Genomic DNA, 26,910 nt, shown 5'->3' with positions numbered 1-26,910 from the left:
GCCTGGCGGCCGCGCTCGATCGCCGCCGGCGACACCAGCGACGACACCGCGATGACCGGCATCTGGCTCAGGTTCTGGTCGGCGCGGATCGCCTCGGTGAACTCGAAGCCGTTCATCTCCGGCATCTCGATGTCGGTGACGACGATGTCGAAGCTGTGCCCGGAGCGCAGCGTGGCCAGGCCCTCGATCGCCGAGGCCGCCGTGCGCACCTTGTAGCCGGCCGACTTCAACACCGGCGCCAGCATGTTGCGGAAGAACGGCGAGTCGTCGACCAGCAGCACCGACTGCGTCTGCGCGTCGGTGTGCATCTCCTTGCGGATGAACCAGTCGGCGAAGGCCATCGGCAGGAAGTGGCCGACGTCGATCACCTCGGTCGCCTGGCCCTTGATCACCGCCGAGCCGAGGATGCCATCCTTGGCGCCGGAGACCTGGATGTTGAGCCGCTCCTCGACGATGTCGATGATCTCGTCGACCACGAGGCCCATCGCGCGGGTCTCGTCGGCGAACACCAGGATCGGCTGCGAGCCCGACGTCTGCACCGACACGCCTTCCATCTGCACCAGGGGCATCAGCTGGTCGCGGTACTGCACCATGTAGCGGCCGTTGGAGATCTCGATCTTGTCGGCCGCGATCTCCTCCAGGCGCGTGACCAGCGCCAGCGGCACCGCCTTGGGCTGCGCCGTGCCGGCGCGGAACACCAGCAGCGAGGTGAGCTGCTCGCCGCCGATGGCGTGATGCGCGGCGTGCTCGTCCGACACCGCCTGCGAGGCCGAGCCGGCGGCGCCGAGCGCTTTCGCAATGCCGTTCGGATCGATGATCATGATCACGGCGCCGTCGCCCAGGATGGTGTTGCCCGAGAACATGTCGATGTGACGCAGCTTGGTCGACATCGGCTTGACCACGATTTCCTCGGTGTGGAACACGCAGTCGACCACGATGCCGAAGGTCTGGTTGCCGACCTGCGTCACCACGATGAAGCCATTCTCCGGATCGGTCGACGAGCCGTCGTCGATCTTCAGGAGCTTCTTCAGATGCATCAGCGGCAGCAGCTTGTTGCGCAAGCGCAGCACCGCGGTGTCCTTGATGCGCTCGATGCGGTGCTCGGAGTTGGCGCGCGCACGCACCAGCTCGACGACCGACAATTGCGGGATCGCGAAGCGGTCGCCGCCGGCTTCGACGATCAGCGCCGAGACGATCGCGAGCGTCAGCGGGATCTTGATGGTGACCGAGGTGCCCTCGCCGAGCACCGACTTGATGTCGATGGTGCCGCCGATCTGGTCGATGTTGGTGCGCACCACGTCCATGCCGACGCCGCGGCCCGAGACCGAGGTGACGGCGGCCGCGGTCGAGAAGCCCGGCTCGAAGATGAACTTGTGGATCTGCGCTTCCGTCATCTTCTCGAGCTCGGCCTCGGTGACGAGGCCGTTCGCCAAGGCCTTGGCCTTGATGCGCTCGGTGTTGAGGCCGCGGCCGTTGTCGGCGATGCAGATGATGATATGGCCGCCTTCGTGATAGGCGGACAGCCGGATGGTGCCCTGCTCGGCCTTGCCGGCCGCGGCGCGCTCGGCCATCGTCTCCAGGCCGTGATCGGCGGAGTTGCGCACCATGTGGGTGAGCGGGTCCTTGATCAGGTCGAGCACCTGGCGGTCGAGCTCGGTGTCGGCGCCGTGCATCTCGAGCTCGATCTGCTTGCCGAGTTCGGTGGCGAGGTCGCGGACGATGCGCGGCAGCTTCTGCCAGGCATTGCCGATCGGCTGCATGCGCGTCTTCATGACGCCCTCCTGCAGCTCGGCGGTGACGTTGGACAGCCGCTGCAGCGGCACCTTGAACTCGGTGTCCTCGTTGCGGCGGGCGATCTCCAGGAGCTGGTTGCGCGTCAGCACCAGCTCCGAGACCATCGTCATCAGATGTTCGAGCGTGTCGACGTTGACGCGGATCGACTGGTTGGCGACCTTGTCGTTCTCGTGCACCTCGCCGTCGGCATTGACCTTCGGCCGCGCCGCCTTCTTCGGCTCGGCCTTGGTCTCTGCTTCCGCCTTGGCAGGCCCGGCCTTGGCGACCGGCGCCGGGGCAGCGGCCTTGGGCTCAGGCGCCTTCTCATGCGCGGGCGGCAACTCGATCGCGGTCTCGCGGAAGGCGCGCTCGAGTTCGTCGAGCGACACTTCGCCCGGACGCAGCGGACGCTCCAGCGTCTGGTCGATCAAGGAGCCGTGCGTCACCGCGGGGGCGGGCGGCGCGGCCGGCACCAGCGGCGGGGCCGCTTCGCCCGCGGCCATGGCCGCCATGCCGCGCTCGACCATCGCCTCGAGCTCGCTGATGAGGTCGCGGTCCTCGCCCTCGGGCTCGGCCTCGTTGGCCTCGAGCTGTCCCAGGATGTCCTTGATGCGGTCGATCGTGGTCAGGATCAGCGTCACGGCCTCGCCCGTCACCGGCATGCCGTCGCGGAATTTGCCCATCAATGTTTCGGCGGCGTGCGCCAGCGCCTCGAGCCGCGGCAGGCCGAGGAAACCGCAGGTCCCCTTGATCGTGTGCACCAGCCGGAAGATGTTATCGAGGATCTTGGCGTTGTTCGGCTCCTGCTCGAACCGTACCAATTGATTGTCGACGGTATCCAGGCTCTCGCTGGTCTCCGTCAGGAACTCACGCAACAGATCGTCCATGAAACTGGCCTTCCAAGAATTGGCGCCGCGGTCACGGGGCGACCGCTGATCCTGTCAGAGCGACGGTCGGTCCCGGCCTTCACCAGCAGCGCGGATCGGTACCCGGCCCTCGCCGACTCGGCTGAACAGACTTTCGTCCACGCCATCGTTAGGTGGGGCTTTTATCCGTCCCGTTAATTTTATTGTCCGTGCTAATACGGACGTAGTATCGACCTCTCAGGCTGCGGCGAGCCCGGCCCCTTCCGCGGCCGGAATGTCAAGGCATCGCTTCGGCCGGCGCGACTGCGCGATCCTCTCGCTCGATCAGCGCCCTGATCTCCTTCAGCGCCTTGTACAGCGCTCCTTCCGTGACATGGCGATCCACCATCTCGGCTTGGCCGGCGGCTTCCGGAATCGCCCTGCGCAACTCGTTCATACAGGCGAGATAGGACGCGCGATAACGGATCGCGTCGTTCTTCAGATACATCGTCTGGACGCAGAGATAGAGGCGCTTGGCCGGCGTATCGGCGGTCTCGGCAGTGACGGTGTCACGCTCGCGGAGGATGGGCGCGTCGCCTTCGACGATGAAGCGGGCGCGCGTATTCGAATTAACGATGACGCTGTCGCCGATCACGATGCGCTCGAAAGGCTTCAGCTCGACCCGCAGGGGCATGGCCCAGTCTCCTCTCAGAAGGCTCCTCTCGGGAGTCTCCTCTCGGGAGCGGCGTCGTCGGCAGGCTGCATTCGCGTCGACACGACGTTGCTCTCGTGCTCGCTGTCCGGCTGATCCGGCGCCGCAGCCGAGCGGCGTCAATTTGCGAATAGTCTAGAGCCGAAAACGGCGGGGCAAGCCCCGCCGCCTCCGATATTCGTGGGTGCCGCCCGCGCCTTAGCGCAGGAGCTGCAGCACGCTCGCCTGCGACTGGTTGGCGAGCGACAGCGCGGACACCGCGATCGACTGGCGGGTCGACAGCGCCTGGCTGTTGGCCGCTTCCTCGTTGGTGTCGGCCAGCGTCAGGTTCGACGAGCCGGTCTGCAGCACGTTGATCAGGTTCTTGTTGAAGTCCTGACGAACCTGCACCACCGAGAGGTTCGAACCCAGCGTGGAGGCCTCGTTGCGCAGCGTGGAGCTCGCCGAGTTGAGGACGCCGATGACCTTGTTCGCCGAGTTGTTGTCGAGGAAGTCGGTGCCCGAGGTCAGGTTCGACAGGCCGAGGCCAGCCGAGTTGAACGTGACACCGGTGATCGACAGCGTCGACTTGCCCGTTTCGTTGAAGGTCAACTTCAGCGTGTCGCCGTTCAGCAGGTTGATGCCGTTGAACGAAGCGTCAGCCGCGGTCGTGTTGATCTGCGCCAGCACGTTGTTGTACTGGGAGACCAGGCTCGCGCGCTGCGTCTGCGCGGTCGCGTCCGCCACCGGAGCCGCCGCCGTCAGACCGTTGAAGGCCTGGCTGGATGCAGCCGACGTACCGCCGATCGCACCGATCGTGGCCGAAGCCGCGTCGTTGGTCGTGGTGATCGAGATCTTGCCGGTGGACGAGTCGACCGTGGCCTGCAGGTTGTTGGCTGCGAGCTTCGCGTTGAGATCGTTCAGCGACTTGACCTGTCCTGTCCCTAGACCGAACGTGATGCTGGTCGCCGTGCCGCCTCCTGTGGCGCCGACCGTCAAGGTCTGACCTGACAAGCCATCGCCGACGGCAGTCAGCCCGAGCTTGCCCAAGGTGCCGGTGCTGCCCGAGAGCGTCAATCCCGCTGCCGGCGGCGTCAGGGTGATCGCACCCGCGGTGATCGACGCGGTCACGCCGGTCTGGGTCTGGATCGCCGACAGCAGGTTGCTGACGCTGTCGCCGATGCCGATGTTGGTGCCCGTCGAGGACGTGCCGGTGATGAAGGTGAAGGTGGTGCCGTTGACGACCAGCGTCTCACCGGAGGTGATGCCGGAGGCGAGGTTGTTCGACGCGGTGCCCGCCGTGCCCGACAGCTTGGTCGAACCGGTGATCGCCACCGCGCTCGAGGTATTGTCGTTGTTCACGACCGAGCCGGTCACAGCCGTCGAGCTGGAGCCGAGCAGGTCGGTGGCGGTCGCACCGGTCAGAGCCGCCGAGGTCACGCTCGACTTGGTGGAGTAGCCCACCGCGCTCTGCAGAACCTGGTTGGCGATCGACTTGGCGCTGTCGACGAGCTTCTGCAGCGAGGTGATGCCGGTGTTGGCGGCCTGCAGCACCTGCACGCCGTTGCCGATGCCGTCGAGCAGATTGGAGATGTCGGAAGCGCGGTTGTCGAGACCCTGGGCGGTGAAGAAGTTGGTCGGATTATCGAGCGCCGAGTTGACCTTCTTGCCCGTGGAGAGATTGTTCTGGGTGGTGGCGAGGAGCTGAGCTGTCGACTGAAGCGACAGCAGATTCTGGCGCACCGACGCCGAGAGGACGATACCTGACATTTTCATACCCTTCTGGTGTGAAATAAACCCCGATCCCTTCGAGATCAGGGTGCAGCCCAGGTCGATTTGAACGACCCCGGACGACGGGCGTCACGGTGAATGGCAGTGGCTAACAAACGCTGAAGGGTTGTGGTGCGCAGCCGCCTCAATCAGCGGAACAGGCGCATCGGCGCTGCTGATTGCCGCGTCATCGCGCAAGAACGCCCTTTGAAAAGGCTCGTTGATTCAACAAACGCGCCCGTCGTTCACAACGCGTCAACCACCTTTGGAAAGGTTTCGACGCGCGGCGACATTCTGCCGGCGGTCGTCATCGACCAGCGGACGACGCCGAGATGCGGTTTGCGCTCAGAGCGCCAGCGGCGGCGCATCGACCTCGATCAACGGCGTGAGACCGGCCGCGCGCTGGCGGCCGAACATGAGGACCGCCGCAATCAGCCGGCCGATGTCGCTCGTCCCGGTACGATGATTGACGATCGCGGCACGGATCGCCAGCCGTCCGTCGAGCATCGTGGTCGACGGCGCGGCGAGGCCGGATTCGTGGATGTCGGCGACGATCTCGCCGTTGAGCGCATCGGCATCGTCGGCACGATAGCGGAAGCAGACGATGTTGAGATTGACCGGCGCCAGCAGCTCGAGCTCGGGCTCGGCGCGCACCCGCGCCTCGAGATGGCGCGCGAGCTCGCAGCTTCGCGCGATCACGGCGCCGAGCGCATCCGTGCCGAACGTCCTCAGCGTGAACCATGTCTTCAGCGCCCGGAAGCCGCGCGACAGATCAGGACCGAGATCGCAGGGCCACTCGGCGCCCGCCGCGAGACCACGGGTTTCCCGGCGCAGATAGGCGGCCGGCGAGGCGAAGGCGTCGCGATGCTTGGTGCCATCGCGCACCAGCAGGAAGCCCGCATCGTAGGGCACCTGCCCCCATTTGTGAAAATCCAGCGCAATCGAATCCGCCTGCTCGATGCCGGCGAGCTTCGGTGCGAGCTCCGCTGACAGCATCGCGAGCGCACCGAAGGCGCCGTCGACGTGAAACCAGAGCCCCTCGGCACGGCAGAGCTCGGCAATATCAGCGAGGTCGTCGATGGCGCCGATATCGACGGTGCCCGCCGAGGCGACGACGAGAAACGGATGCAGTCCCGCGGCGCGATCGCGCGCGATCGCGGTCCGCAGCTCGCCGACGTCGATGCGATGTGCGGCATCCACCGCGATGCAGCCGAGCGCGTCGCTGCCCAGTCCGCAGATGTCCATCGCCTTGGCGATGCAGCCATGCGCCGCCTTCGACGTGTAGGCGCGCAAGCGCCGCCCCTCCTCACCGAGACCCGCCGAGCGAACCGCCGCGCCGAGCGCGTTGCGGCGAGCGACCAGCACCGCCATCAGGTTGGCCATCGAGGTGCCGGTGACGAAGATGCCGCTGGCGCTTGCCGGAAAGCCGAACAACTGACGCGTCCAGTCGACGACCTGCCGCTCGACCTCGATCGGCGCGTGGTCGCGGCCGCCGAGATTGGCGTTCAATCCGGCAGCCAGCATCTCGGCGAGCATGCCGACCACGGTGCCGCCGCCATGCACCCAGCCCATGAATCCAGGATGCACGTTGCCGGTCGCGTAGGGAACGACGAGCTCGCTGAAATCGCGATAGACCTCGGCGAGATCGGTCGGCGCATGCGGCAGCGCGCTGCGGAAGCTCTGACGTGTCGCCGGCGACATCGGCTGCCACACCGGCCGGTCGCGGATATCGGCGACATAGTCGATCATGTCATCGAGCATGCGATGACCGAGCGCGCGCATCTCGTCCCAATGTCGCGGATCGAGCGTCTCCGCCGTCCGCGACGCAGGATCGATGCGCAGCCCGGCGGTCACGCCGCCTGCTCCGCCCGCGACGCGGCGCGCTTCTCGATCATGGCCGCGAAGGCCGCGAAGATCTTCTGCATCTGCGGCGGCTTGTAGGGGAAGACCTCCGGCGAATCCATGTTGTGGACGACGGCCGTATTGTCGGCCTCGAACACCAGCAGCGTGCCGTCCCTGGTCTCGGCGCAGTCGATGATGAAATAGTCGAGACCGACGCGCGCGGCGATCGCATCGAGCACGCTGCGATGACGGCGGCCGAAGCCGATGTCGAAGGTTTGCATGAAGGTCGCCTCTTCGAGGCGCTTGCTCTCGCTGCCGGCCATGTTGGCGTTGAGGTACCAGATGTCCCAGCGTCGCGCGATCGCCATGTGGCAGGCGTAGGCCGTGCCGTCGACGAACACGATGCGGTACTTGCGGAACTGACCGTCCTCGCTGGCATAGTCGACGAAGCGCGAGACGAAGAACTCCTGCTCGCTGCGCTCGTCGAGATAGAGCGACAGCTCGAGCGGCTCGTCGACCTTCTCCAGGCCGACGCCGGCATGCGAACCGCGCGGCCGCACGATGACCGGGAAGACGAGCGAGTGGTCGACGTCCGTGATCCATTCGCGCTCGTCGGCGATCCCGATCAGGCGCTCGCGGTCGACGGGAATGGTCGCCGGAATGGTGAGCCCGTCGATGCCGGCGAGCCGCGCATGCAGCTTGTCGCGATCGAGATGCCAGATCCGCTCCGGCGGATTCAGCAGCGGACGCGGCCAGCGCGCCGCGACGGCATCGATCTCGCGCAGCGCGTGCTGACAATCCTCGGAATCGGACGCGATGACGATGGCGACGTCATGAGCGGGCAAAGGCGCCAGCAGGTCCGCGCCCGGAACGACATAGAGCAGCAGCAGCTCGAAGTCGGTGTCCTCGAGCAGGAATTCGATCGGCGTGTTGCTGCCCATGTCGGTGGCCGCCGCGAGCGCGAGCACGCGCAGCCGCGGCGTCGCGCTGTTGCAGGCAACGCGGTAGAGCTGCTGCGACTGCAGAACGTCGTGCTGGATCGCGAGCCCGGACGATTTCTCGCCGATGAGCTGCGCGATCAGCGCGAGATCGAGCCCCTCGCCCGGCTCCGCGCGGCCGTCGAGCAGCTTGGCGAGCAAGGCGGCCCACATCGGTTTCAGGTCCTGGCCGTCGAAGGCGGCCTTGGCGAGCTTGGCCATGCCGATCCGGTCGGCACATCCTGCGTCGGTGGCGTCGGCCAGCGCGAGCAAATCAGTCGGCATTGCAGATGTCCCTGAGATCCTGGCTGCTCAGATCCGATACGAGCAGCTCTGTTTTGGCAACGATGTCGGCGACGCGGTCGATGTCGGATTCGAGATTGACCCGGGCCGCGGTGACGTCGTCGCACCATGCGTCTGTCACCTGGCGCGCGCCGATGCACAGCCGCAGCGCGGCCGACGGCGCCTCGCCCGCGCGTTCAATCCGCACCGGCTGGCCGATCAGGCACTGGCGCGCGGCAATCTCGGCTGCGCGTCCAGTGAAGCGGCTGCCGAGATCGCGCTGCAGCGCGCGATACACCGCCTGCGTCTCACCGAGGCCGAGCGGGCCGCCGTCACGCTGGAGCGCGAACGGGAAGATGGTGGGAAAGCCGAACTCGCCATCGCTCCCATCCGGCGCAGGCGCGCGGGCGGCGATCGGACGCAGCACCGGCGACAGCATCAGCAGGCTTTCGATGGACTCGCCGAGCTGCCGGATCGCCATCCGGCGGAACGTCTCGGGCACGGCGTGATACGCGGCGATCTCCTCCAGCGCGGCCTCCCAGCGCAGCCACTGGCCGATATTGGCGCGCGGCGCCGTGCGCGCGCGCAGATCCGTCCAGGCGAGCGGCCAATCGCTGCGATTGACATAGTCGAACAGGCCGGGCGCGATCGGATGTCCGCGGCGCAGCGCAGCCGATGCGGCCGCGGGCACCAGCAGCGCGCCGCTGAAGGCGGGGCCGCCGAAGAACTTCGAGCCCGTGACGAGCACCAGATGGCCGCGTTCGAGATGATCGCGCAGCCGCGCCGCGCCGAGCCGCATCTGGCAGGCATCGACGACAACCTGCACGCGCCCCGGCCAGCGCCGCGCCACCTCGTCCAGGCAGGCCATGTCCGGCGCGCGCCAGCCGAGCTTGGAGGAATCCATGACCTGCAGCAGGACGCCACGGCCCCTTCGCACCAGCGCCTCGACGCTGTCGAGCATCTCGGCATCGATAGCAACGCGCGGCTGCATCGATGCGCCGTCGAGCAGCGGCAGCGACACGGCGTCGCCCGAGAGCCCCTCGATCGGCGTGTTCGTCCGCACCGCCAGACCGTTCGCCGTCCGCGTGCTGAAATGGTGTCCCCGGGCGCTCGCGGCGGTGCCGCTTCCGGTCTGGTCGCTGCCGACGACGATGCTCGTGACGGCCTCGCCCAGCACCGCCCGCACCAGCGCCAGCGCATGCAGTTGCGAGTCGGTGCCGGACGGCGAGAACACGATGTCGATCTCGTCGGCAAGGCCGAGATATCCGCGCAATTCGCAGCGCATCTCCTCGGTGCGCCGGTCGAGCGCGGCGTCGAGGCCGAGCGAGATCGCCGCATGCATCAGCTGCTCGCGCGCCAGCTCGACGCGCGCATAGGCGCGTTCTGAAATCGGCGAAGCCGTGCTCGATGCGAAGCACAGCACATCGGGTTCGGGCGACGGCCCGCAGCCATAGACGTTGCGGCCCCAGGGGCGATCGAGCGCCAGGCGGGTATCGCCGCCATCGATCAGGAGATCGCCGAGCAAGGCAAAGAGATCGCGCAGTCCGGTCGCAGGGCCCTGCTCGCGCCGGTCGATCCGGGATGATTGGGATATCTGCGACCGGGTTACCGCCGGGGTCATCGCGCGGATCGTCAGGCTGCGTCGGCCGCGGCGGCGGTGGGAACCGCCACCGCCGACGCGAATTGCGAGGCGACATTGCCGTGAAACACGGACGGACCGACGTGATCGAGCCGGCTGTCGAGATCGGCCCAGATCTCGCCGCCGAGATCGGTCCATCGCTTGCAGAACGCGAAATCCTCGCTGAGATAGGTCCCGGTCGCCGGGTCGATCATGCATTCGAACAGCGCGAAGCGGTTCGGACTGCCGGCCAGCGCATCCTGCGAATGCTCGCGGAAGAACTGCAGCGGGGCGTAGGCCGGATGCGCGATCATCGTCTCGATGACGCGGCGGCGGACCATCAGGAAGCCGGTGCCGGCATAGCGCACGCGGGTGAAGCCGTTGACCACCGCAACGTGGTCCGGATTGTCGATCTCCAGCACGTAGTCGAGCGATGCCGCCGGCACGTCCATGCGGTTGGAATTGATGGCGCGGCGCGCCTTGTTCCAGTTGATCTTCTTGACCGGATAGACGCCGGCGACCATGTCGCCGCCGGACGCGATCAGCCGGAACACCTGCTTCGGCGTGAAGCCGATGTCGGCATCGACGAAGAGCAGATGCGTAGCCGAGGGATCGTTGAGGAACAGGGTGACGAGATTGGCCCTGGCACGGGTGATCAGCGCATCGCCGTCGCGCATGTGGACGGTGAGGTCGACGTTGGACGCGGCGCGCAACTCGCGCTGCAGGGCGAAGATCGAGCTCGCATAGATGCTCGACACCTGGCCGCCGAAGCATGGTGTCGCGACCACCAGATGAATGCGCTCGTCGGTTCCGTCACTCACGTCCGCCTCCAGACAAAGAGGCTCTCGCCCCAGATCTGAACAAAAGCTAAAGAGACGTGGTTAACGAAAACCTAACCGCCGCCCCCGGGGCGCTACAGATATTTCACCAGCGTCAGCTGGGCCAGCATCGCCGTCGTCTGGTAGGACGCCTGGAGGTTGGTCTGCAGCTGCAGGATCTGGCTCGCCACCTCCTGCTGCGAGATGCCCTCGGTCTGGTCGACCATGGACTGCATCGCCGCCTTGGCCTGGGTCTGGCGCGCCGTGGCGTCCTTCATCGTGGTCTGGGCGTTGGCGAACTCGGTCTGGATGTCCGAGATCGCCTGCTGGCCGAGCTGCGGCGTCAGGTTGGCGGCGATGCGCTGGCTGAGCGCGCCGATCTGCTGCGGGGCATTTGCTCCCGCGGGCGGCGTGTTGACGGCGGCATAGACCGCGGTCTGCTGCACGAGGTTGCGGATCGCGAACTCGTTGCCCTGGGCGCCGAACTGAATGCTCTGCGCCGTGTCGATCCGGATGCTCGCGCTCGACCGCGCCGAGCCGGGACCGCTGTTGCCGGTGTACCAGGCGACGGTGTTGGCCGAACCGTTGACGAGGCTGGTCGCCGACCCCAGCGGCGAGCCGGAGACGCGCAACGGCGGCGTCGGCGCCGTCACGGTGCCGGAGAAGCCGAGCGCCCCGAACGCACCCGCGTTCGAGCTCGACACCGAGAAGCCGGCGGCGTCGTTGGTGCGCAAGGTGATCACGCCGCCGCTGACCGTCGACGGCGTCGACGTGCCGCTGAGCGTATCGATCTTCGACAGCAGCGTCTGCACGCTGTCGCCGACATTGATCTGGTTGTTGCCGCTGGCGCCGGAGGCGACGAAGGTTAGCGTCTGCCCGTTGACGGTGATGGTGTCGCCGGTCGCAAAGCTGGTCGCGATCGAGTCGGAGCCCGCCCCGCCCGACAGCAGCGTCGCTCCCGTGATCGGCGCCGGCGTTGCGAGCTTGTTGTTGACCACCGTTCCCGACACGGCGCTCGCCGTGTTGAAGAAGTTGTCACCGGCGACGACCGCCGAGGCGGCGGTCAGCGAGGTATTGGCCAGCGTCGACAGCGCCGTGTTGAGCGCCGCATTGAGATTGGCGGAGGTGGCCGCCGGCGTCGCGCCGATGGCGAACGTATTGGTCGGCGCCGGCGTCGTGGTGGACGCCGTCAGCTTGATCGATTCCGAGGTGCCGTCGGGCAGCTTGAAGGTGAAGCTGATCTGGTCGCCCGCATTCGGATTGCCGGCGGTGAGATCGACCGAGATGCCCGCGGGCGAGCCGGACGGTCCGGTCACCGTGGCATTGGTCAGCGACGAGGTGACGCCGCTCAGCTTGAAGCCGAACGGCGAGCCGGCGACGTCCTCCGCCAGCGTGATCGGCATCGTGGCCGACGCCGACAGGTTCAGACGCCCGAGACCGTTGAGCCCGAGATCGGCCTGCTGCCGCTCGGCGATGACCTGCTTCAGGCCGGCCTGCGTCGTGGTGCCGTTCAGGATGTCGTCGGCCGATGCGATCGCCGGCCGGTCGGTGGCGCTGCCGGAGAAGATGTAGCGATCGCCGACCTGGGTGTTGAGGATGCCGGTGATGGCCGACAGGTTGGACAGCGCCGTCAATTGTCCCGTGGTCTGGCCGGTGCTGGTCAGGTTCTGCGGCGTCGCCGAGGCGCCACTCTGGACCTGGTCATGAATCTTGGACAGCGACTGCAGCGAGGTATTGACCGCGCCGATCACGGTATTGACGTGGGTCATCGTCAGCGTGAAGGCCGAGATGTTCGAGAGCTGCGCCCGCGCCGCGATCGCGAAGCCCTCGTCGGGGCCCATGCCGGCGTAGTTGTTCGCCTTGACGCCGCTCGAGAGCTGCGTGGAAAGGTCCGCGAGCTGGTTCGAGATGTTCCGCACGGACAGGCCGAGCAGAGAATTTCCGTAGTTGACACTGCTGATCGACATCTTACACGCGCCTCACTAAAATGCCTGGAGCAGGCTCTGCATCATGCTTTGCACGACCGACATGATATGGGCGTTGGCCGCATAGGTGTTCTGGACCTGGATCAGGTTGGACATCTCGCTGTCCATGTTGACCCCCGCCGTGCCCTGGAACTTCTCCTTCAGCGTGCTGACCACGACGGCCTGGCCCTGGCTGAGCTGGGTCGCCAGCGTCGAGGCACTGCCCTGCTGGCTGACGAACTGCTGCAGATAGCCGGACACCGTGCCCTCGAATGGCTGCGCCGCCGAGCCGAGGCCGGTGGTTGGCGAGTAGCTGAAGGTCGCCGAGGTGAGCTGCGCGAACAGGAAGTCCGGTCGCGTCGCGTCGCCGGCCGCGGTCTGCGGCGAGGTCGAATAGGTCGACAGCTTGGTCGGATCGTTCAGCAATGCCGGGTTGACGTTGAGCCTTCCCGCGAGCCCCGTCATCTGCGAGCCGGTCGAGGTGATTGCGCCGGTGTAGAGCGCGCCGCCGTCAGTGAAAACCGGCAGTTGGGCGTTGCCGCTGGCGAGCGTCTGCACCGTGGTGGTGGCCGAGGCCGCCTTGACCGCCGCCTGGCTGGTGCCGTCATCGGTGATCCGCAGCGTGGTGCCGGAGGGATTGGAAAACTGCAGATGCGCGCCACCGAGCGCGCTGTTGAGCTGCGACACCACCGAGGCCATGCCGAGCGAGAAGTCGACGCCGACATAGGACGGGTTGGCGCCGGAGGCGTTCTTCAGCGGCAGCGCCGCGGGATCGTTGACGTTGACGATCTTGACCTGGCGCTGGACGTTGCTCGAATCCGTGTAGGTCAGGTTGATGGTGTTGCCCGCCAGCAGCCCGCTGGTCGAGACGTCGAAGCCGGCCGGAGGTCCCGCCACCGCGGTACCCGCCGTGGTCTTGTCGGACAGCGCCGAGGCCATCGTCGCCGCGAGCTGGTCGACCTGGGTCTGCGCCTGCACCAGGGTCTGGTCGCGCAGCTTGAGGTCGGCCGCGATCTGACCCGAGTTCAGGAGATTGTTCGACACGACGTCGAGCGACACGCCGTTCGACAGCTTGATGTTGAGCTGCCCGACGCCGGTCTTGGTCGGATCGCTGTTGTAGAGCGAGGTGGCGTCGAGCGTCCCCGGCGACGAGAAGGTGAACTCGGAGCTGAGGCCCGCGCCGACCAGCTGGATGCCCGAATTGGTGAATATGCTCGTGCCGTTGGTCGGGTCGGACACGACGCGGATGTCGACATATTTGGCAAGCGTGTTGATCGCGTTGTCGCGCTGGTCCTGCAGGGTCGCCGCCAGCGGGTCGGAGCTGTCGAGGCCCTGCAGCTGCGTGTTGAGCGTCGCGATCTGCTTGATCGCCGCGTTGGCCTGCGTGACCGAATTGCCGATGTCCTGCTCGACATTGGTGCGCAGGGTCTGGATGCCCTTGGTGGTCGCGTTGAGCTGCAGCGCCACGCCCTGCGCCGCCGACAGCGCCACCGACTGCGCCGACTGGTTGCTCGGATTGTTCGACAGCGACTGCAGCGCCGTGGTGAAATTGTTCAGCGCCGTCTCGAGCGTGCCGCTGCCGCCGGGCGTACCGTACACGGTCTGCAGCTGGCTCAGGATGTTGGCCATCTGATTGGCATAGGTCCCACCCGAGGTCTCGGTGCGGAGCTGGTTCTGGACGAACAAGTCGAGCTGACGGTTGACGCCCGTCGTCGTCACCGTCGAGCCGAAGCCGCCGCTGGCGACCTCGATCTGGTTCGGGTTCTGCGCGACGTAGCCGGGCGTGTTCGCGTTGGCGACGTTCGATGAGATGATCGAGAGCGCGGCCTGCGTCGAGCGCAGGCCGGACATCGCGGTGGCGAGGGCAGAACTCAAACCCATGTTCGGTAGCCTTATGTCAATTCAACTGCCACGTCTCAGCGCGATCAGCGCAGCACGTTCAGAAGATCCTGCACCATCGAATTGGCCGTCGTGATCACCTTGGTGTTGGCCGAATAGGCCTGCTGGGTCACGATCAGCTTGGTGAACTCGTCGGCGATGTCGGTGTTGGAGCCTTCCAGCGAGCCGCCCGAGATCTTGCCGGTCGCGCCGATGATGGCCTGGCCGGACTGGTCGGTCGCCTCGTAGGCGCCGCCGTCGAGCGCCTTCAGGTAGTTGGTGCCGTTGAAATGCGACAGCGTGACCTGCGCCAGGTTGATGGTCTGGCCGTTGGAGAAGGTGCCGGTGACGACGCCGCTGTTGTTGACGGCGACCGACTGCAGCTGGCCGGCGGCGAAGCCGTTCTGATTGATCTGGTTGATCGTCGCCGAGCCGATCGTGCTCGCATATTGCGTCAGCGCGCCCGAGGAGATGTTGAGGCTGACGGTGCCGAGCGTGGTGCCGTCGACCACGACGTTGGGAATGGAGATGTTGGAGGTCGTCGGCGACACCAGCGAGCCGTCGGAGGCGAACGTGAAATTGGTGCCGACGTTCTGCCAGGCCACGGTCGAGCCAGTGGCGCTGGAGTTGGTCTGGTAGAACAGGTTCCAGGTGTCCTTGTGGCCCGTGCCGAGCGTCGAGCTGTCGACCTTGCCCCAGCGCAGCTGCACGTTCACCGGCGTGCCCGACGAGTTGTAGGCCGTGACCGCGCCGCCCGAGATCGTCTCGTTGTTGAAGTTGGTGAGATCGTTGCCGATCACGATGCCGGTGCCGGGACTCGCCGTGCGCGTCAGTGCCACGGGTGACGTGAGGCCGAGCGCGGTGAAACCCGGCGAGGCACTGCTCAAGTTCCAGTCCTCGCCGCTGCCGGAATGCAGCGTGATCTTGCCGGCGGTGATGGTCGGCTGCACGCCGGTGACGGCCGCGATCTTCGCCAGCAGCGTGCCGACGGAGTCGCCGACATTGATCTGGGTACCCGAGGCGCCGGAGGCGACGAAGGTGAAGGTGACGACGTCGCCGGCGCTGCCGGTCATGGTGATGGTGTCGCCGGTGGTGAAATTGCTCGAGATCGAGTCGCCGCTGGCGCCGCTCAACAATGTCGAGGTCGTGATCTGCGCCGGCACCTTGTTCACGGCGGTGGCGCCGGTGACGGTGGAGTCGGCGTAGAAATTGGTGCCGACCGGCAGCGGCACGTTGGAGAGGTCGGCCGAGTTGAGGCCGCCGGCCGCGACCAGCGTGCCGGTCGCAGCGTTGCCGCTCGCGGCGGTCTTCGGCTGCGTCGGCAGGTTGGCCGCGTACTGGATTGCGGTGGTCGCCTGCGCCGGCACGAAATTGTTGGCGAATTGCAGCACGGTCGGCACGTTGCCGGTGGCGTTGCCGGTCTTCGGATCGACCGCAACGCCCATCAGGTAATAGCCGGCGCCGTTGATCAGGTTGCCGTTGGCGTTGAGCTGGAAGTCGCCGCGGCGGGTGTAGTTGGTGACGCCGGTGAAGACCGGCACGTTATCGACGACCGAGGAGGCCTTCTGCACGTTGAAGAAGCCGTCGCCGTTGATCGCCATGTTGGTGGCGACCGAGGACGTCGAGACGGTGCCCTGGGTGGTGATGGTGGCCTTGGCGAAGGCGGTGACGCCGCCGGCGTTCTGGCGCGTCGGGTTGGTCGCGTTGGGAATGAGGTCTTCGAAGCTGGTGCCGATGCCCTTGTAGCCGACGGTCGACGCGTTCGCGATGTTACCGGAAATATTCTGCAGCGCGAATGATTGAGCGGACAGACCGCTCACCGAAGTGTTCATCGCGTCGAAGATACCCATACCAATCTCTCCACTGTGATGCCGGTGGCGGGTCGGCCCGCACCGCGTTTCGTGGAGAGCTGTCGCAATCGCTGTGCCAGATGCGAAAATGCTGTGAAATCAGCGTGTTGGAAAACAACAACGTAAAAAAAGCGGCGTCAAAACTGGTGAACAATTGCCGAGCCGGCAGTTCTTGCCGGGCCGGACGCGCCAAATCGCGCTCCGGCACGACCACTCGTCACGGCTGCCGGCGCGTCCTGAAGACCCCCATCGAGCCTTGAACGGACGAGCCGGAATATCCTGGCGCAAATTCCTGTCAGGTCGACGACGGATTTGCCGGGTGGAACGTGAGCGAGAGCCCGTCCATGCAGTAGCGCAGGCCGGTCGGCTTGGGGCCGTCGTCGAACACATGGCCGAGATGGCCGCCGCAGCGGCGGCAATGCACCTCGGTGCGGACCATGCCGTAGGTCTTGTCCTGGCGGGTCGCCACGGCATTGTCGAGCGGCTTGAAGAAGCTCGGCCAGCCGGTGCCGCTGTCGAACTTGGTGTCGGAGGAGAACAGCGGCAGGTCGCAGCCGGCGCAGGCGAAGGTGCCCTTGCGATGCTCCTTCAGCAGCGGGCTGGTCCAGGGCCGCTCGGTGCCCTCCTCGCGCAGGATCTCGTATTGCTGCGGCGTCAATTGCGCGCGCCACTCGGCCTCGGTCTTCTCGATCTCGAACTTCTCGGCGGCGCGGGCCGGCGCGGAACCGCCGAGCCAGCGCAGGGCGGCGAAGCCGAACAATCCGGCGGCGGTGGTGAACATCATGCGGCGGTTGATCATGGACGTCTCCGTGCGGCGATGGGTTACCGGATCTACGGACGGGATCCCGCGAAGTTACGTCGGGCGCGGGCGCGACGGCTCACTTTCTTGCGAGGTGTCAGCCCTCCCCGGCGTCGGGACGGCGGTTCAGATCGGACGGCTGCGGCCGCAGCGGCAGCCGCGAGCCGGGCCGCTCGGCCGCCCGGCGCCGCGCTTCGGCCGCCCTGATCTCGCGCACACGCTCCTGCGCGCGGACGCGCTCGCGGTGCCGCGCCAGCGTCCCGGCCGCGGCGGCGCGGCCGCGGATCCAGAGATTGACGACATGGCCGGCGACCCGGCCGCTGACGCCGCCGGCCCAGACCAGCTCGAACGGCGAGAAGAGCTTCCAGCGGTCGTCGCCAGCGAGGATCGCCTGCGCGATCAACTGCCCGGCCATCGCCGAGGTGTTGAGGCCCTGCCGGCCGAAGCCGCTCGCAACCCACAGGCCTTTGCGGAGCTGGCCGATCTGCGGCATGCCGTGCACGGTCTGGCCGGTGACACCGCCGAAGGTCTCGGCGATCTCGACGCGGCCGAGTTGCGGGAACACCGTGCGGATTCGGCGCTGCAGCGCCGCGGCAAATCCGCTGGGCCGGGCGTCCCAGGTCGTCTCCGGGCTCGCCCACATCAGCCGGTCGCCGTGGACGACGCGGAAATGATCGATGCCGTCGGTGTCGCTGACCGAGCCCCGGAAGGCGATCGCATCAGCCAGCCGCTCGCCGAGCGGCGCGGTGACGCCGCCATAGCGCCACACCGGCAGCAGCGTATCGGACAGCTTCTGCAGCGGCGCGCCGAGATGGATGTTGCCGGCGAGCACGATGTGCGAGGCGCGCATCCGCGCCGACGGCGTCACGATGCGCTTGCGCACGCCCGACGCGTCGATGCTGACCACCGGCGTGTCCTCGAAGATCCTTGCCCCGGCCCGGTGCGCGAGCCGCGCCAGCGCGTGAACGTACCTGCGGCCGTCGAGCTGGAACGCCTTGGGGTAATGGACGCCATGGAAGTAGCGGTCGGTCTTGAGCTCGGTCCTGACGCGCTCGACCTGCCAGCCCTCGACCTCGGTGTCGAAATCCTCGTGCAGCATCTGGAGGCGGCGGATCAAGGCGTCGCCGGCGTCGACATTGGAGACTTCGAGCGCGCCTTCGCTGAGCCCGATGCCCGGCATCGCCGCGGTGGCCTGGGCGCGGATGAACTCGGCACCGGACCAGGACAACGCCCATAGCGCCCGGGCATGCGCGAGCCCGACGCGCTCGATCAGATCCGGCAGCGGCAGGTCGAACCCGGGCATGACCGTGCCGATCATGTGACCGGATGCGTTCCATCCGACCTGGCGGCCTTCCAGCACCGCGACGCTCGCCCCCTGCCGGGCCGCGCACAACGCTACCGTCAAGCCGGCCAATCCCGCCCCGACGACGCAGACGTCGACATCGAGGTCGAAATTCAGCCTGGTGCGGCCGTGTGCACCTGCGGCATCCGCGTCATCGTTCACGCTTGTGGAAGTCTCGTTCATGGCGTTTTCTTAGCGAACCCTGCGCCGGACGTCATGACGCTTTTAATGGCGATAAAGAGACGTGGTACAGGCTGACCCAGCCTGAACGATTCGAGACGGAATTCCATGCGCCGATTGATGCTGCTGCGCCACGCCAAGACCGAGACTGACGCGCCGACCGGCCGCGACCAGGACCGCCGTCTCGACGAGCGCGGGCACCAGGATGCCGCCATGATCGGCGATTTCATCGCCAGCCACCCGCCGGTGCCGGAGCTGGTGCTGGTCTCGACCGCGGTTCGGGCGCAGCAGACCTGGGACCTCGCGCTTGCGGCGATGAAGGACCGCGTCCCGCCCCCGCAGGTCGAGACCGTTCCCGAGCTCTACGGCGCCGAGCCGATGCAGATGCTGCATCACATCCGCCTCGCGGCAGCGCGTGATCCGAAGCAGCTCCTGCTCGTCGGGCACAATCCCGGCATGCACGAGCTGGCGCTGGCACTGACCGGCGAGGGCGATTCCGAGGCCCGCCACGAGCTGATGCGCAACATGCCGACCGCGGGACTCGCGGTGCTCGATTTCGACACCGACGATTGGGGCGACATCAGCTTCACCCGCGGCCATCTCCTCAGGTTCGTCACGCCCAAGCTGCTCAAGCACGGCTCGGTCGATTGACAGGCAGGTCGGGTCCGGCGCGTAATGCCGGCGGACAGAGGAGGACCTTCGATGTTCAACTCGATTCTGGTGCCGATCGATCTGGCTGACACCGACCTCGCCAAGCCGGCCATCGCCACCGCGGCCACGCTGGCGCAGACCTGGAGCGGCACGGTGCATCTGCTCAACGTGATGCCGATGACGCCGGTGATGCTCGCCGAATACGTCCCGGCCGATTTCGATGCGCAGCAGCGCGAGACCGCCGAGGAAGCGCTGTCGATCGTGGCGCGCGAATCCGGCATCCCGGCCGAGCGCATCAGCTACACGGTACGCCAGGGCGGCATCTATCACGAGATCCTCGAGGAGGCGGCCAAGGTCAACGCCGACCTGATCGTGATGACCTCGCACCGCCCGGCGATGCGCACCTACTTCCTCGGCTCCAACGCCGGCCACGTCGTGCGCTACGCCAAGTGCTCGGTGCTGGTGGTGAGGCCTTGAGCGTCAGCTCCCCTCGATATCAAGACTTGGCTGATATCAAGACTTGGCTGACGCAAACGGGTTCCTTAAGCTCGGCAGATGAAACGGTCGGTTGCGAATTCGAGTGCAGATACCCCATGAGCTCCCCGTCAAGACTGGATTCCGCATTGGCCATCCTGGCTGCAACCGGCATGTGGCGAAGCAGTTACGAGCCTCCGCTTTATCGCTTGCTCTGGCGCCTCGGATTGCCCTTGCCACCACCGCATTTCGCCAGCTTCGGCTTCAACTTCGCCTTTACGGCGGCGTGGTTTGGCACCGCCTGGGGAGCCATCATGTGGATATTCGTTTGGTCCAAGGTGAGCGGGTCCGGTGTCGTGGCGATCACCGGAGCCGTCGTTGCCGGGGTTCTGTTCGGCTTGATCATAGCGGCCTACTATCGTTACGGCGCTCGCAAATATAAGCTCCCTCTTTGGTCTGAAGTGAATGCTGGCCCGTAACGGTGCAGGCGTCCAAACGTTCTGCATGTCGGGTTTAATGGATTCAATTTGGTGCTAACCGTCATTGCGAGCGAAGCGAAGCAATCCAGGGCTCCGCGAAGATTCTGGATTGCTTCGTCGCTTCGCTCCTCGCAATGACGGAGCTTGTTGCTGCCATTCCGGCTTCGTCTGAGATCACGGCCACTCCGCGATGAAGCCCTTCGCCTTATAAGGTTCGATCTTGTCCCATTCGCTGAGCACGCGACGGCGGAATTCGGGATGGGTGTGCCAGAGATGGCGCGGGATGCCGAAGCCGTCGACCGTGAGCAGCATCTTCTCCACCTCGGGCCAGTATCGCTGCAGGGTCATCGCGTAGCGCCGCGCGGTCCAGCTGTTGCCGAGGCAGATCACGCTGCCGACATTGGCGAGGCCGAGCGCGGCGTCGATCACCGGCAGCGCGAGCGCGACGTTCTCGCCGGTATTCGTGGCGTGGTGCTCTTCGAGGATGCGCTCGGCCGGAATGCCGCGCCTCACCATGGCGGCCTTGATCAGCGTACACTCCGAAAGATCAGCGCCCGGCGTGATCCCGCCGCTGACGATGGCGTGGCGGAAGTAGCCCTGCTGCCACAGCTTCACCGCCGTCTCGGCACGCAGCTCCTCGTCGACGCGGGTCCCGAACACGAACAGGAGATCGGCCGGCCGCAGCGGCGTATCGGCGAAATGCCGCGCGTTGACCGCGGCGATCTCGGCGTCATCCGGTCTGCGCAGCGCGCGATCCTGCATCGGTCCTCTCCGAAAGCGACTCGCTCAGTCTGGCATGGCGCGCGAAATCTGCATGATCACATTCGGTGACCGGCGATGAGGTTGCGTGATCACGGCAGCAGCGCGGCCGGAATCTCCGTGAACGTGTAGCTGCGCGGCCTGTTGCGGGTGATGAAGCCGCCGACATACCAGGCGAACAGCGCGGCGAAGCCGATCAGGAACAACGCGCCCGACCATTCGGCGATGACGAGCGCGCGCACCAGAAGCCCGGCCATCGCCACGGCGAGCAGCGCAATCGCGGCGAGCGCCGCGCCGTAGGTGAAGCGGCCGAGGCCCGCAGTCAGCCGCGCGTTGCTGCCGCTCGAGGCGAGCCGCGCATGCAGGCCGAGGATGAAAGCACGATAGGCCTCGCTCTGCGGCGCCATCAGGGCCGCCGTCTGCCACGAGACGGAGATGATGCTGAGGCGGCGGCCATCGCGATGGGTGATGTCGGCCCGAAAACGCTTCGCCTGCATCGACACCGGTCGGTAGGACAGCCGGATCGCGGCGATGTCGGCGTACGGCCACAGGCCGGTCCGGCCGGCGAACCGCCACGACAGCCCCTGCCCGGTCAGCTCGAACTGGTGCGCGGCCCCGATCAGCGACGCCTTGTAGGCGTAGCGGATCGCATCATCGCCGGCCGTGGTGGTGCGCTCGGAAATGGATCGGTCCTGTTGCGTGTGGCGCGCGCCTTATCCTACAAACGGAGCATGAGCGAAACGATCTATTTTCCGCGCCACCTGATCCTGGCCGGGGCGATGGCCGCCGGCGTGCTGCTGGCGCTGGCGGTGCACATGCTCGGCGCCCGCTACGGCCTCGATCTCGGCGGCCTGTGGCAGACCGAGAGCGGCGCCTTCATGCCGGCGGGATCGGCGATCGCCTGGTGGCTGATCGCCACCGTCGGCTTCTCCTCGGGCTATTTCATCGCCAACATCATGCACAGCGCGGTATCGGGCGAGATCCCGCAGCGGATGCGCAACTTCCTGGTCGTGGTCGGCGTGCTGATGCTGGCCGGCATCGGCCAGGCGATCTCCGGCCCGAGCCCGGTGCCGTCGGCCTCGGGTGTGCTGGCCGGCCTCGCCGCGCTCTGCCTCGGCGCCCTGATGGCGTTCTGCGGCGCCAATTTCGCGTTGCGTAAGAGCTGACGCGCGGCATCCGGATGCGACGACGCCGCGCGGGATGTCCGCGCGGCGTTTTGTCTCATCGGCTCTGGTGACGCGATCAGCTCGCAGCACGCAGGTTGACGCCGCTCTCGGCGAGCTTGGTCAGCTTCATGTCGGTCGCCTTCTCCTCGTCGAGCGTCTTCTGCAGCACGGCGGCGCAGTCGCTGCGGCCGAGCTGCTTGGCCCAGGCGATCAGGCTGCCATAGCGCGTGATCTCGTAGTGCTCGGCCGCCTGGGCGGCGTTGATCAGCGCTGCGTCCAGCACCGCCTTGTCGTCGACCTCGCCGGCGACCTCGTCGGCCTCCTCGATGATGCCGTCGATCGCCGGACAGTCGACCGCCTTGGCCGCGATGCCGTGCATCTTGAACACCTGTTCGAGACGCGTCACATGCGTCTTCGTCTCATCGAGATGGGTCAGAAAGCCCTGCTTGAGCTTCTGATCCGTCGCCTTGTCCGCCATCTTCGGCAGCGCTTTGACGAGCTGGTTCTCGGCGTAATAGATGTCCTGCAGCTGATGAACGAACAGATCGTTCATCGTCTTGATGTCCTTGGTGAACAGTCCCATTTGTTTCACGTCCTCTCGGTTCGGAACATGGCAGGTCCCTCCCCTGACCGATCGTCGCCATGTTCGCTGTGCGCTAACCGGCGGCTACGGCGGTTGTTCCGGCGTACCGCCCCTGCCGAACCGGTCGCAGGGACGAGGGTTCTCGTGAACCGCGCGGGCGACCAGTTGGACCGAATTGAGGCGGACGGGCCGCCAGCTATGTGACCGGAGTGTGACAGACCCGCGCCGCATGGGTCGGAGCTGAGCTGTGTCAAGGACTGCACAAGGCGCGCATTTTAGCATAAGGAACAGGCTGTCACGAATTGCCCGCCCCATCGATCAATGGTTTCGCCTCTTTTCCAAGATCTAGTACCGCCCCGCCGGGAGGATGAATGCAGCGCCTGCTGACCACGCTTGGGCGTGGCTTCAAGAAATGGATCGGCTGGAAGCGGCTGGGGATTGCAGCGAGCCTTGCGATCATCGCCTTCGCGATCACGACACTCGTGCGCACGCTGAAGGGCGTCGATGCCGGCGTCATCCTGACCGCGCTCACCGAAATCCCGCCCGGTCACATCGCCCTCGCGGCCTTGTGTGTGGTCGGCGCGTTCTGCACGCTGACCTTCTATGACTATTTTGCACTGCGAACGATTGGCAAGAAACACGTGCCCTATCGCATCGCGGCGATGAGCGCCTTCACCAGCTATTCGATCGGCCACAACATCGGCGCCACCGTGTTCACCGGCGGCGCCATCCGGTTTCGGATCTACTCCGACTACGGCCTGTCCGCGATCGACGTCGCCAAGATCTGCTTCCTGTCAGGCCTGACCTTCTGGCTCGGCAATCTGTTCGTACTCGGCATCGGTATGACCTTGCATCCGGCCGCCGCCACCGCGATGGACCAGTTGCCCCCGGCGGTGAACCAGTTGATCGCGATCGGCATCCTGGGGGCGATCTTCGCCTATCTCGGCTGGCTGACCGCCGGCAAGAACCGGCGCCAGCTCGGCCAGAACGGCTGGAAGGTGGTGCTGCCCTCGGCGCAGCTCACGCTCGTGCAGATCCTGATCGGAGTGGTCGACCTCGGCTTCTGCGCGCTGGCGATGTACCTCCTCGTCCCCGCCGCTCCGCCGATCGATTTCCTGTCGCTGTCGGTGGTGTTCATCCTCGCCACCCTGCTCGGCTTCGCCAGCCACGCGCCCGGCAGCATCGGCGTGTTCGATGCCGCGATGCTCGTGGCGCTGCCGCAGTTCGGGCGCGAGCAGTTGCTGGCCACCCTGCTCGTTTTCCGCGTGCTGTATTTCGTGATCCCGTTCGCGACGGCGATCTCCATCATGGGCATCAGGGAACTCTGGCTGAACGTCGTGAAGCCGTGGCAGGAGCGGCGCCGGCTGAACTCAGCCTGCGAGGACGAGGTCGCCGCCAAGCGCGCCGCGGCCACGGCGCCCGCCGCGGTTCCCCAGCGCATCAAGCGCCACTCCCAGCGCTGAGCAGCAATCGTCTCGCGGATGACGCGACGGTTCGACCCTCGACCGGTTGAACTCGCGTGCGATCCTCTTATTTCCGCCCCATCCCTGACGTGAATCCTTGCGCATGACCCGAATGCCCCTTCGTCCGCTGCTCGCCGCCTGCGTCCTGGCCGGCCTGCTCGCCCCTCTCGCCGCCACCGAGGCGGCCGCGCAGTTCGGCGCAGCGCCGCTGCAGATCAGCTGGGAGGTGCGCAACCGCTTCCGTCTCTTCCGGGAGGAGCGCGACTTCCTGCTGCATACCGAGAGCACGCGCGACCGCTCCATTCTCGCCGCCGAGCAGGCGTTGGCGGTGCAGAGCGACGGCCGCGGCTGGGCCCGGAACGTCGTCAACCGGCTCTGCATCGACCTCGCCGGCCGCATCAACGAGCCGTGCACGCGCGACAACGTCAAGGAAAGCTATCTCACGCCGATCGACCATCCGATCACCGTGCGCCTGACCGGCCCGGTCCCGGTCGGCGCCACCTGCGCGTGGTCGTTCGACGACGGCGACGGGCCGCAGACCTCGACATTCGACTGCGCCGAACCGGTCAACCTGCGCGTCCGCTACGGCCGCCAGACCGTCGCATCCGTCGATGTCGCCAGCCCGGAAGGCACGCAGCAGGTGTCGACCGGAATCCAGGTCCGCGACGTCCTGATCGCCGGCCTCGGCGACAGCATCGCCTCCGGCGAGGGCAACCCGGACCGCCCGATCGCGCTCGCCGACGACGGCTTCTGCTTCCGCTCCTATCTCGGCGGTCCGACGGCGCAATATTATCGGCCGAGCCGGGCCGGCTTCAAAGGCGGCCGCGCCTGCGAGGCGCCGGACACGCTGCAGAACTGGCAGAAGCACAGCGCGGTCTGGCTCAACGCCGCCTGCCACCGCTCGCTCTACAGCTACCAGACCCGCACGGCGCTGGCGCTCGCGGTGCGCTATCCTCATGTCGCGGTCACCTACCTGCCGCTCGCCTGCACGGGCGCCACCATCGCCGATGGCCTGTTCGGCAGCCAGCGCGCACGCGAATGCACGCCGGGCCGCGCCGCGACCACCTGCGCCGGCAGCGTCAACGGCCAGCTCGGCGAGCTGCGCGAGGCGCTGACCGCGGCCAAGCGTCGCCAGCCGGACCGCAAGCTCGATCTGATTCTGCTGTCGATCGGCGCCAACGACATCAACTTCTCCGGTCTCGTCGCCGACGTCATCGTCGATACGCCGACCGAACGCACGCTGTTCAAGCGCTCAGGCGTGATCGGCTCGGTGGAGGAATCGCGCAGCGAGCTGGCACGCGACCTGCCGCAGGGTTTTGCCAAGCTGCGCGAGGCGCTGAAGCCGCTGGTCGGCGACCTCTCGCACGTCATCTACACCTCCTACGGCAACCCGGCACTGAGCGGCCCCGGCACGCCCTGCCCGGGTGGTCCGGCCGGTTTCGAGGTCCACCCATCGTTCAATGCCAATCCGCAGCGGCTCGCCAAGGTCGCGGGCTTCGTCGAGAACGAGTTCCTGCCGTCACTGCGCGGACTGGCGCAATGTACCGCGGGAGTCCTGTGCCGCGATCCGCAGGCCGACCGCATGACCTTCGTCGATGCGCATCAGGCCGCGTTTGCCGATCACGGCTTCTGCGCCCGCTCGACGCAGGATCCGCCGTTCGACCGCGAATGCTTTTCGGCCGACGGCGCCAGCTTCGATCCGAACATCGTCAGCGCCGCCAACGAGCCGCTGCTGTGCGGCCGCGGCGCCAGCGAGTATCGTCCCTATCTGCCGCGCGCGCGCTGGATCCGCGATGCCAACGACAGCTACTTCTCGGCGATGACCTATCCGCAAGGGCTGCCGGCGGCGATGCAGCCGTCCGACATCCACGATGCGAGCTGGGGCGTGCTATCCGCGGTCTATGGCGGCGCCGTGCATCCGACGGCGGAGGGCCATGCCGTGATGGCCGACGCCGCCTTTCCGGCCGCGGCGCAAGTGCTCAACCTCGATGCGGCCGAGCCCAACGTCACCAGCCAGCCGCTGCCGCCGGCGGGCGTGGTGAGGCAGTAGTCGGCCATTCGGGTAGGGATCGCAGAGGAAGAACGGCCTGAAGCGCTCCGCTCCGCTCACCGTCTTTCGGGACGCCCCTCCGTGAGCGGGCGCTCAGGAACAAGGGCTGCGGGGCGGCGAGATCGCGGACCTCATGGTGAGTTGGGAGCGGATGGAGAGCCGGGCCGCCTTGGAAGAACGTGTCGGCCTCGCCGTCCCAACGCTCAGCGCGCAAATCGACGGCGACCACCGCCAAGCGATCCTGATTGTCGTTGTGCCCAATATGGGTTGTTCCCGCACATTGCCGCGAGGCCCCGGCCTGCCCTTCGACACTGATCCCAGGACGTATAGGTGCATTCGACATAGGTGCTACCACCCCATTCCCACCTTTGTAGGCAGACAGGATAATTGGAATCATAGGTTTGAGCAGCGGCGATCGGGATCATGGAGATGGCCGCGCTCCCCGCGATGATCCAACGCAGCATCAGTATCGCTCCCTCGTCGAATTCCAACCGCTGCGGCCAATGGCCTGCACGATCACCGGCAAGCAACGCTCGAATGATCATGGAGACCTTGTCCTCGACCACGCGGTTGATCTGGATCAAGCTTTTCGCCGACGCGGTGTCCGAGATCGCGATCCCTTGTCGGCCAGGAGCGAGGACGGTCGCAGTTCGGAA

At 66.6% G+C, this 26,910-nt stretch carries 22 protein-coding genes; 6 read left to right on the top strand and 16 right to left on the bottom strand.

The window, feature by feature from the left end; all coding sequences use genetic code 11:
* From ACQR03_RS21395 to ACQR03_RS21340, 12 genes are all read right to left on the bottom strand, one after another.
* Positions 1–2,660: hybrid sensor histidine kinase/response regulator (locus tag ACQR03_RS21395; protein WP_434848915.1), on the bottom strand; the 2,660-nt coding region annotated here is incomplete at its 3' end.
* A gap of 256 nt (positions 2,661–2,916) precedes the next feature.
* Complete coding sequence (flbT, locus tag ACQR03_RS21390; protein ID WP_315716969.1) at positions 2,917–3,312, bottom strand: flagellar biosynthesis repressor FlbT; 396 nt, start codon at positions 3,310–3,312, stop codon at positions 2,917–2,919.
* A gap of 216 nt (positions 3,313–3,528) precedes the next feature.
* Entirely contained in the window at positions 3,529–5,079 is a 1,551-nt protein-coding gene (locus tag ACQR03_RS21385; RefSeq protein WP_315729343.1) for a flagellin, read from the bottom strand.
* Between the two features lie 345 nt (positions 5,080–5,424).
* Complete coding sequence (locus tag ACQR03_RS21380) at positions 5,425–6,861, bottom strand: pyridoxal phosphate-dependent decarboxylase family protein (protein ID WP_315713620.1); 1,437 nt, start codon at positions 6,859–6,861, stop codon at positions 5,425–5,427.
* Between the two features lie 68 nt (positions 6,862–6,929).
* On the bottom strand, positions 6,930–8,120 hold the full coding sequence (locus tag ACQR03_RS21375) for an ATP-grasp domain-containing protein (RefSeq protein ID WP_315753289.1): 1,191 nt from the start codon (positions 8,118–8,120) through the stop codon (positions 6,930–6,932).
* 52 nt (positions 8,121–8,172) lie between these two features.
* Positions 8,173–9,801, bottom strand: coding sequence for a hypothetical protein (locus ACQR03_RS21370; protein WP_434841849.1), 1,629 nt, complete (start codon positions 9,799–9,801; stop codon positions 8,173–8,175).
* Positions 9,802–9,812: 11 nt separating this feature from the next.
* Positions 9,813–10,619, bottom strand: coding sequence for a hypothetical protein (locus tag ACQR03_RS21365; RefSeq protein WP_434841848.1), 807 nt, complete (start codon positions 10,617–10,619; stop codon positions 9,813–9,815).
* 92 nt (positions 10,620–10,711) lie between these two features.
* The gene (locus tag ACQR03_RS21360; RefSeq protein ID WP_434841847.1) at positions 10,712–12,583 is read right to left on the bottom strand and encodes a flagellar protein; all 1,872 of its coding nucleotides are present in this window, start codon (positions 12,581–12,583) and stop codon (positions 10,712–10,714) included.
* A gap of 15 nt (positions 12,584–12,598) precedes the next feature.
* Complete coding sequence (flgK, locus tag ACQR03_RS21355; RefSeq protein ID WP_434841846.1) at positions 12,599–14,461, bottom strand: flagellar hook-associated protein FlgK; 1,863 nt, start codon at positions 14,459–14,461, stop codon at positions 12,599–12,601.
* A 44-nt stretch (positions 14,462–14,505) separates the two neighbouring features.
* Positions 14,506–16,308 carry a flagellar hook-basal body complex protein gene (locus ACQR03_RS21350; protein WP_315712671.1) on the bottom strand — a complete coding sequence of 601 codons (1,803 nt, stop codon included), beginning with the start codon at positions 16,306–16,308 and terminating at the stop codon, positions 14,506–14,508.
* Positions 16,309–16,603: 295 nt separating this feature from the next.
* Positions 16,604–17,107: a peptide-methionine (R)-S-oxide reductase MsrB gene (gene msrB / locus ACQR03_RS21345; protein ID WP_315712673.1), complete on the bottom strand. Its 504-nt coding sequence runs from the start codon at positions 17,105–17,107 to the stop codon at positions 16,604–16,606.
* A gap of 97 nt (positions 17,108–17,204) precedes the next feature.
* Complete coding sequence (locus ACQR03_RS21340) at positions 17,205–18,632, bottom strand: NAD(P)/FAD-dependent oxidoreductase (protein WP_434841845.1); 1,428 nt, start codon at positions 18,630–18,632, stop codon at positions 17,205–17,207.
* Positions 18,633–18,737: 105 nt separating this feature from the next.
* Here ACQR03_RS21340 and ACQR03_RS21335 point away from each other — a divergent pair, with 105 nt between their 5' ends.
* From ACQR03_RS21335 to ACQR03_RS21325, 3 genes are all read left to right on the top strand, one after another.
* The gene (locus ACQR03_RS21335) at positions 18,738–19,280 is read left to right on the top strand and encodes a SixA phosphatase family protein (RefSeq protein ID WP_315753157.1); all 543 of its coding nucleotides are present in this window, start codon (positions 18,738–18,740) and stop codon (positions 19,278–19,280) included.
* A gap of 51 nt (positions 19,281–19,331) precedes the next feature.
* Positions 19,332–19,757, top strand: a complete 426-nt coding sequence (locus ACQR03_RS21330; protein WP_315712676.1) for a universal stress protein — start codon at positions 19,332–19,334, stop codon at positions 19,755–19,757.
* Between the two features lie 116 nt (positions 19,758–19,873).
* Positions 19,874–20,233, top strand: coding sequence for a DUF6404 family protein (locus tag ACQR03_RS21325; protein ID WP_316167237.1), 360 nt, complete (start codon positions 19,874–19,876; stop codon positions 20,231–20,233).
* A gap of 174 nt (positions 20,234–20,407) precedes the next feature.
* Here ACQR03_RS21325 and ACQR03_RS21320 read toward each other — a convergent pair whose 3' ends face one another.
* Both ACQR03_RS21320 and ACQR03_RS21315 read right to left on the bottom strand, forming a co-directional pair.
* On the bottom strand, positions 20,408–20,995 hold the full coding sequence (locus ACQR03_RS21320) for a YdcF family protein (protein WP_315753158.1): 588 nt from the start codon (positions 20,993–20,995) through the stop codon (positions 20,408–20,410).
* A gap of 89 nt (positions 20,996–21,084) precedes the next feature.
* Entirely contained in the window at positions 21,085–21,675 is a 591-nt protein-coding gene (locus ACQR03_RS21315) for a hypothetical protein (RefSeq protein ID WP_434841853.1), read from the bottom strand.
* 48 nt (positions 21,676–21,723) lie between these two features.
* On the opposite strand from ACQR03_RS21315, the gene ACQR03_RS21310 reads away from it, so the two are divergent.
* Complete coding sequence (locus ACQR03_RS21310) at positions 21,724–22,158, top strand: hypothetical protein (RefSeq protein WP_315738812.1); 435 nt, start codon at positions 21,724–21,726, stop codon at positions 22,156–22,158.
* Between the two features lie 76 nt (positions 22,159–22,234).
* Here ACQR03_RS21310 and ACQR03_RS21305 read toward each other — a convergent pair whose 3' ends face one another.
* Positions 22,235–22,741, bottom strand: a complete 507-nt coding sequence (locus ACQR03_RS21305; RefSeq protein ID WP_315753160.1) for a ferritin-like domain-containing protein — start codon at positions 22,739–22,741, stop codon at positions 22,235–22,237.
* 371 nt (positions 22,742–23,112) lie between these two features.
* Here ACQR03_RS21305 and ACQR03_RS21300 point away from each other — a divergent pair, with 371 nt between their 5' ends.
* Both ACQR03_RS21300 and ACQR03_RS21295 read left to right on the top strand, forming a co-directional pair.
* Complete coding sequence (locus tag ACQR03_RS21300) at positions 23,113–24,204, top strand: lysylphosphatidylglycerol synthase transmembrane domain-containing protein (RefSeq protein WP_315712684.1); 1,092 nt, start codon at positions 23,113–23,115, stop codon at positions 24,202–24,204.
* Positions 24,205–24,307: 103 nt separating this feature from the next.
* A complete protein-coding gene (locus tag ACQR03_RS21295; RefSeq protein WP_316192941.1) occupies positions 24,308–26,254 on the top strand; it encodes a hypothetical protein in 1,947 nt (648 codons plus the stop codon).
* Between the two features lie 203 nt (positions 26,255–26,457).
* Here the strand turns inward: ACQR03_RS21295 and ACQR03_RS21290 are convergent, their stop codons facing one another.
* A complete protein-coding gene (locus ACQR03_RS21290) occupies positions 26,458–26,838 on the bottom strand; it encodes a DUF3551 domain-containing protein (protein WP_316167123.1) in 381 nt (126 codons plus the stop codon).
* Positions 26,839–26,910 lie beyond the last annotated feature (72 nt).

The sequence above is a fragment of the Bradyrhizobium sp. HKCCYLS3070 genome (assembly GCF_051167575.1).
Classification (GTDB): Bacteria; Pseudomonadota; Alphaproteobacteria; order Rhizobiales; family Xanthobacteraceae; genus Bradyrhizobium.
The sequence above is the reverse complement of the archived record's forward strand: the minus strand, read 5'-3'. Positions and strand labels throughout refer to the sequence as shown.

Bases quoted from the DNA above. Each gene is read 5' to 3' on its own strand.
- flbT (WP_315716969.1), bottom strand. From the start codon at position 3,312: ATGCCCCTGCGGGTCGAGCTGAAGCCTTTCGAGCGCATCGTGATCGGC.
- ACQR03_RS21385 (WP_315729343.1), bottom strand. From the start codon at position 5,079: ATGTCAGGTATCGTCCTCTCGGCGTCGGTGCGCCAGAATCTGCTGTCG.
- ACQR03_RS21380 (WP_315713620.1), bottom strand. From the start codon at position 6,861: ATGCGCGCGCTCGGTCATCGCATGCTCGATGACATGATCGACTATGTC.
- ACQR03_RS21375 (WP_315753289.1), bottom strand. From the start codon at position 8,120: ATGGCCAAGCTCGCCAAGGCCGCCTTCGACGGCCAGGACCTGAAACCG.
- ACQR03_RS21370 (WP_434841849.1), bottom strand. From the start codon at position 9,801: ATGACCCCGGCGGTAACCCGGTCGCAGATATCCCAATCATCCCGGATC.
- ACQR03_RS21360 (WP_434841847.1), bottom strand. From the start codon at position 12,583: ATGTCGATCAGCAGTGTCAACTACGGAAATTCTCTGCTCGGCCTGTCC.
- flgK (WP_434841846.1), bottom strand. From the start codon at position 14,461: ATGGGTTTGAGTTCTGCCCTCGCCACCGCGATGTCCGGCCTGCGCTCG.
- ACQR03_RS21350 (WP_315712671.1), bottom strand. From the start codon at position 16,308: ATGGGTATCTTCGACGCGATGAACACTTCGGTGAGCGGTCTGTCCGCT.
- msrB (WP_315712673.1), bottom strand. From the start codon at position 17,107: ATGATCAACCGCCGCATGATGTTCACCACCGCCGCCGGATTGTTCGGC.
- ACQR03_RS21340 (WP_434841845.1), bottom strand. From the start codon at position 18,632: ATGAACGAGACTTCCACAAGCGTGAACGATGACGCGGATGCCGCAGGT.
- ACQR03_RS21335 (WP_315753157.1), top strand. From the start codon at position 18,738: ATGCGCCGATTGATGCTGCTGCGCCACGCCAAGACCGAGACTGACGCG.
- ACQR03_RS21330 (WP_315712676.1), top strand. From the start codon at position 19,332: ATGTTCAACTCGATTCTGGTGCCGATCGATCTGGCTGACACCGACCTC.
- ACQR03_RS21325 (WP_316167237.1), top strand. From the start codon at position 19,874: ATGAGCTCCCCGTCAAGACTGGATTCCGCATTGGCCATCCTGGCTGCA.
- ACQR03_RS21320 (WP_315753158.1), bottom strand. From the start codon at position 20,995: ATGCAGGATCGCGCGCTGCGCAGACCGGATGACGCCGAGATCGCCGCG.
- ACQR03_RS21310 (WP_315738812.1), top strand. From the start codon at position 21,724: ATGAGCGAAACGATCTATTTTCCGCGCCACCTGATCCTGGCCGGGGCG.
- ACQR03_RS21305 (WP_315753160.1), bottom strand. From the start codon at position 22,741: ATGGGACTGTTCACCAAGGACATCAAGACGATGAACGATCTGTTCGTT.
- ACQR03_RS21300 (WP_315712684.1), top strand. From the start codon at position 23,113: ATGCAGCGCCTGCTGACCACGCTTGGGCGTGGCTTCAAGAAATGGATC.
- ACQR03_RS21295 (WP_316192941.1), top strand. From the start codon at position 24,308: ATGACCCGAATGCCCCTTCGTCCGCTGCTCGCCGCCTGCGTCCTGGCC.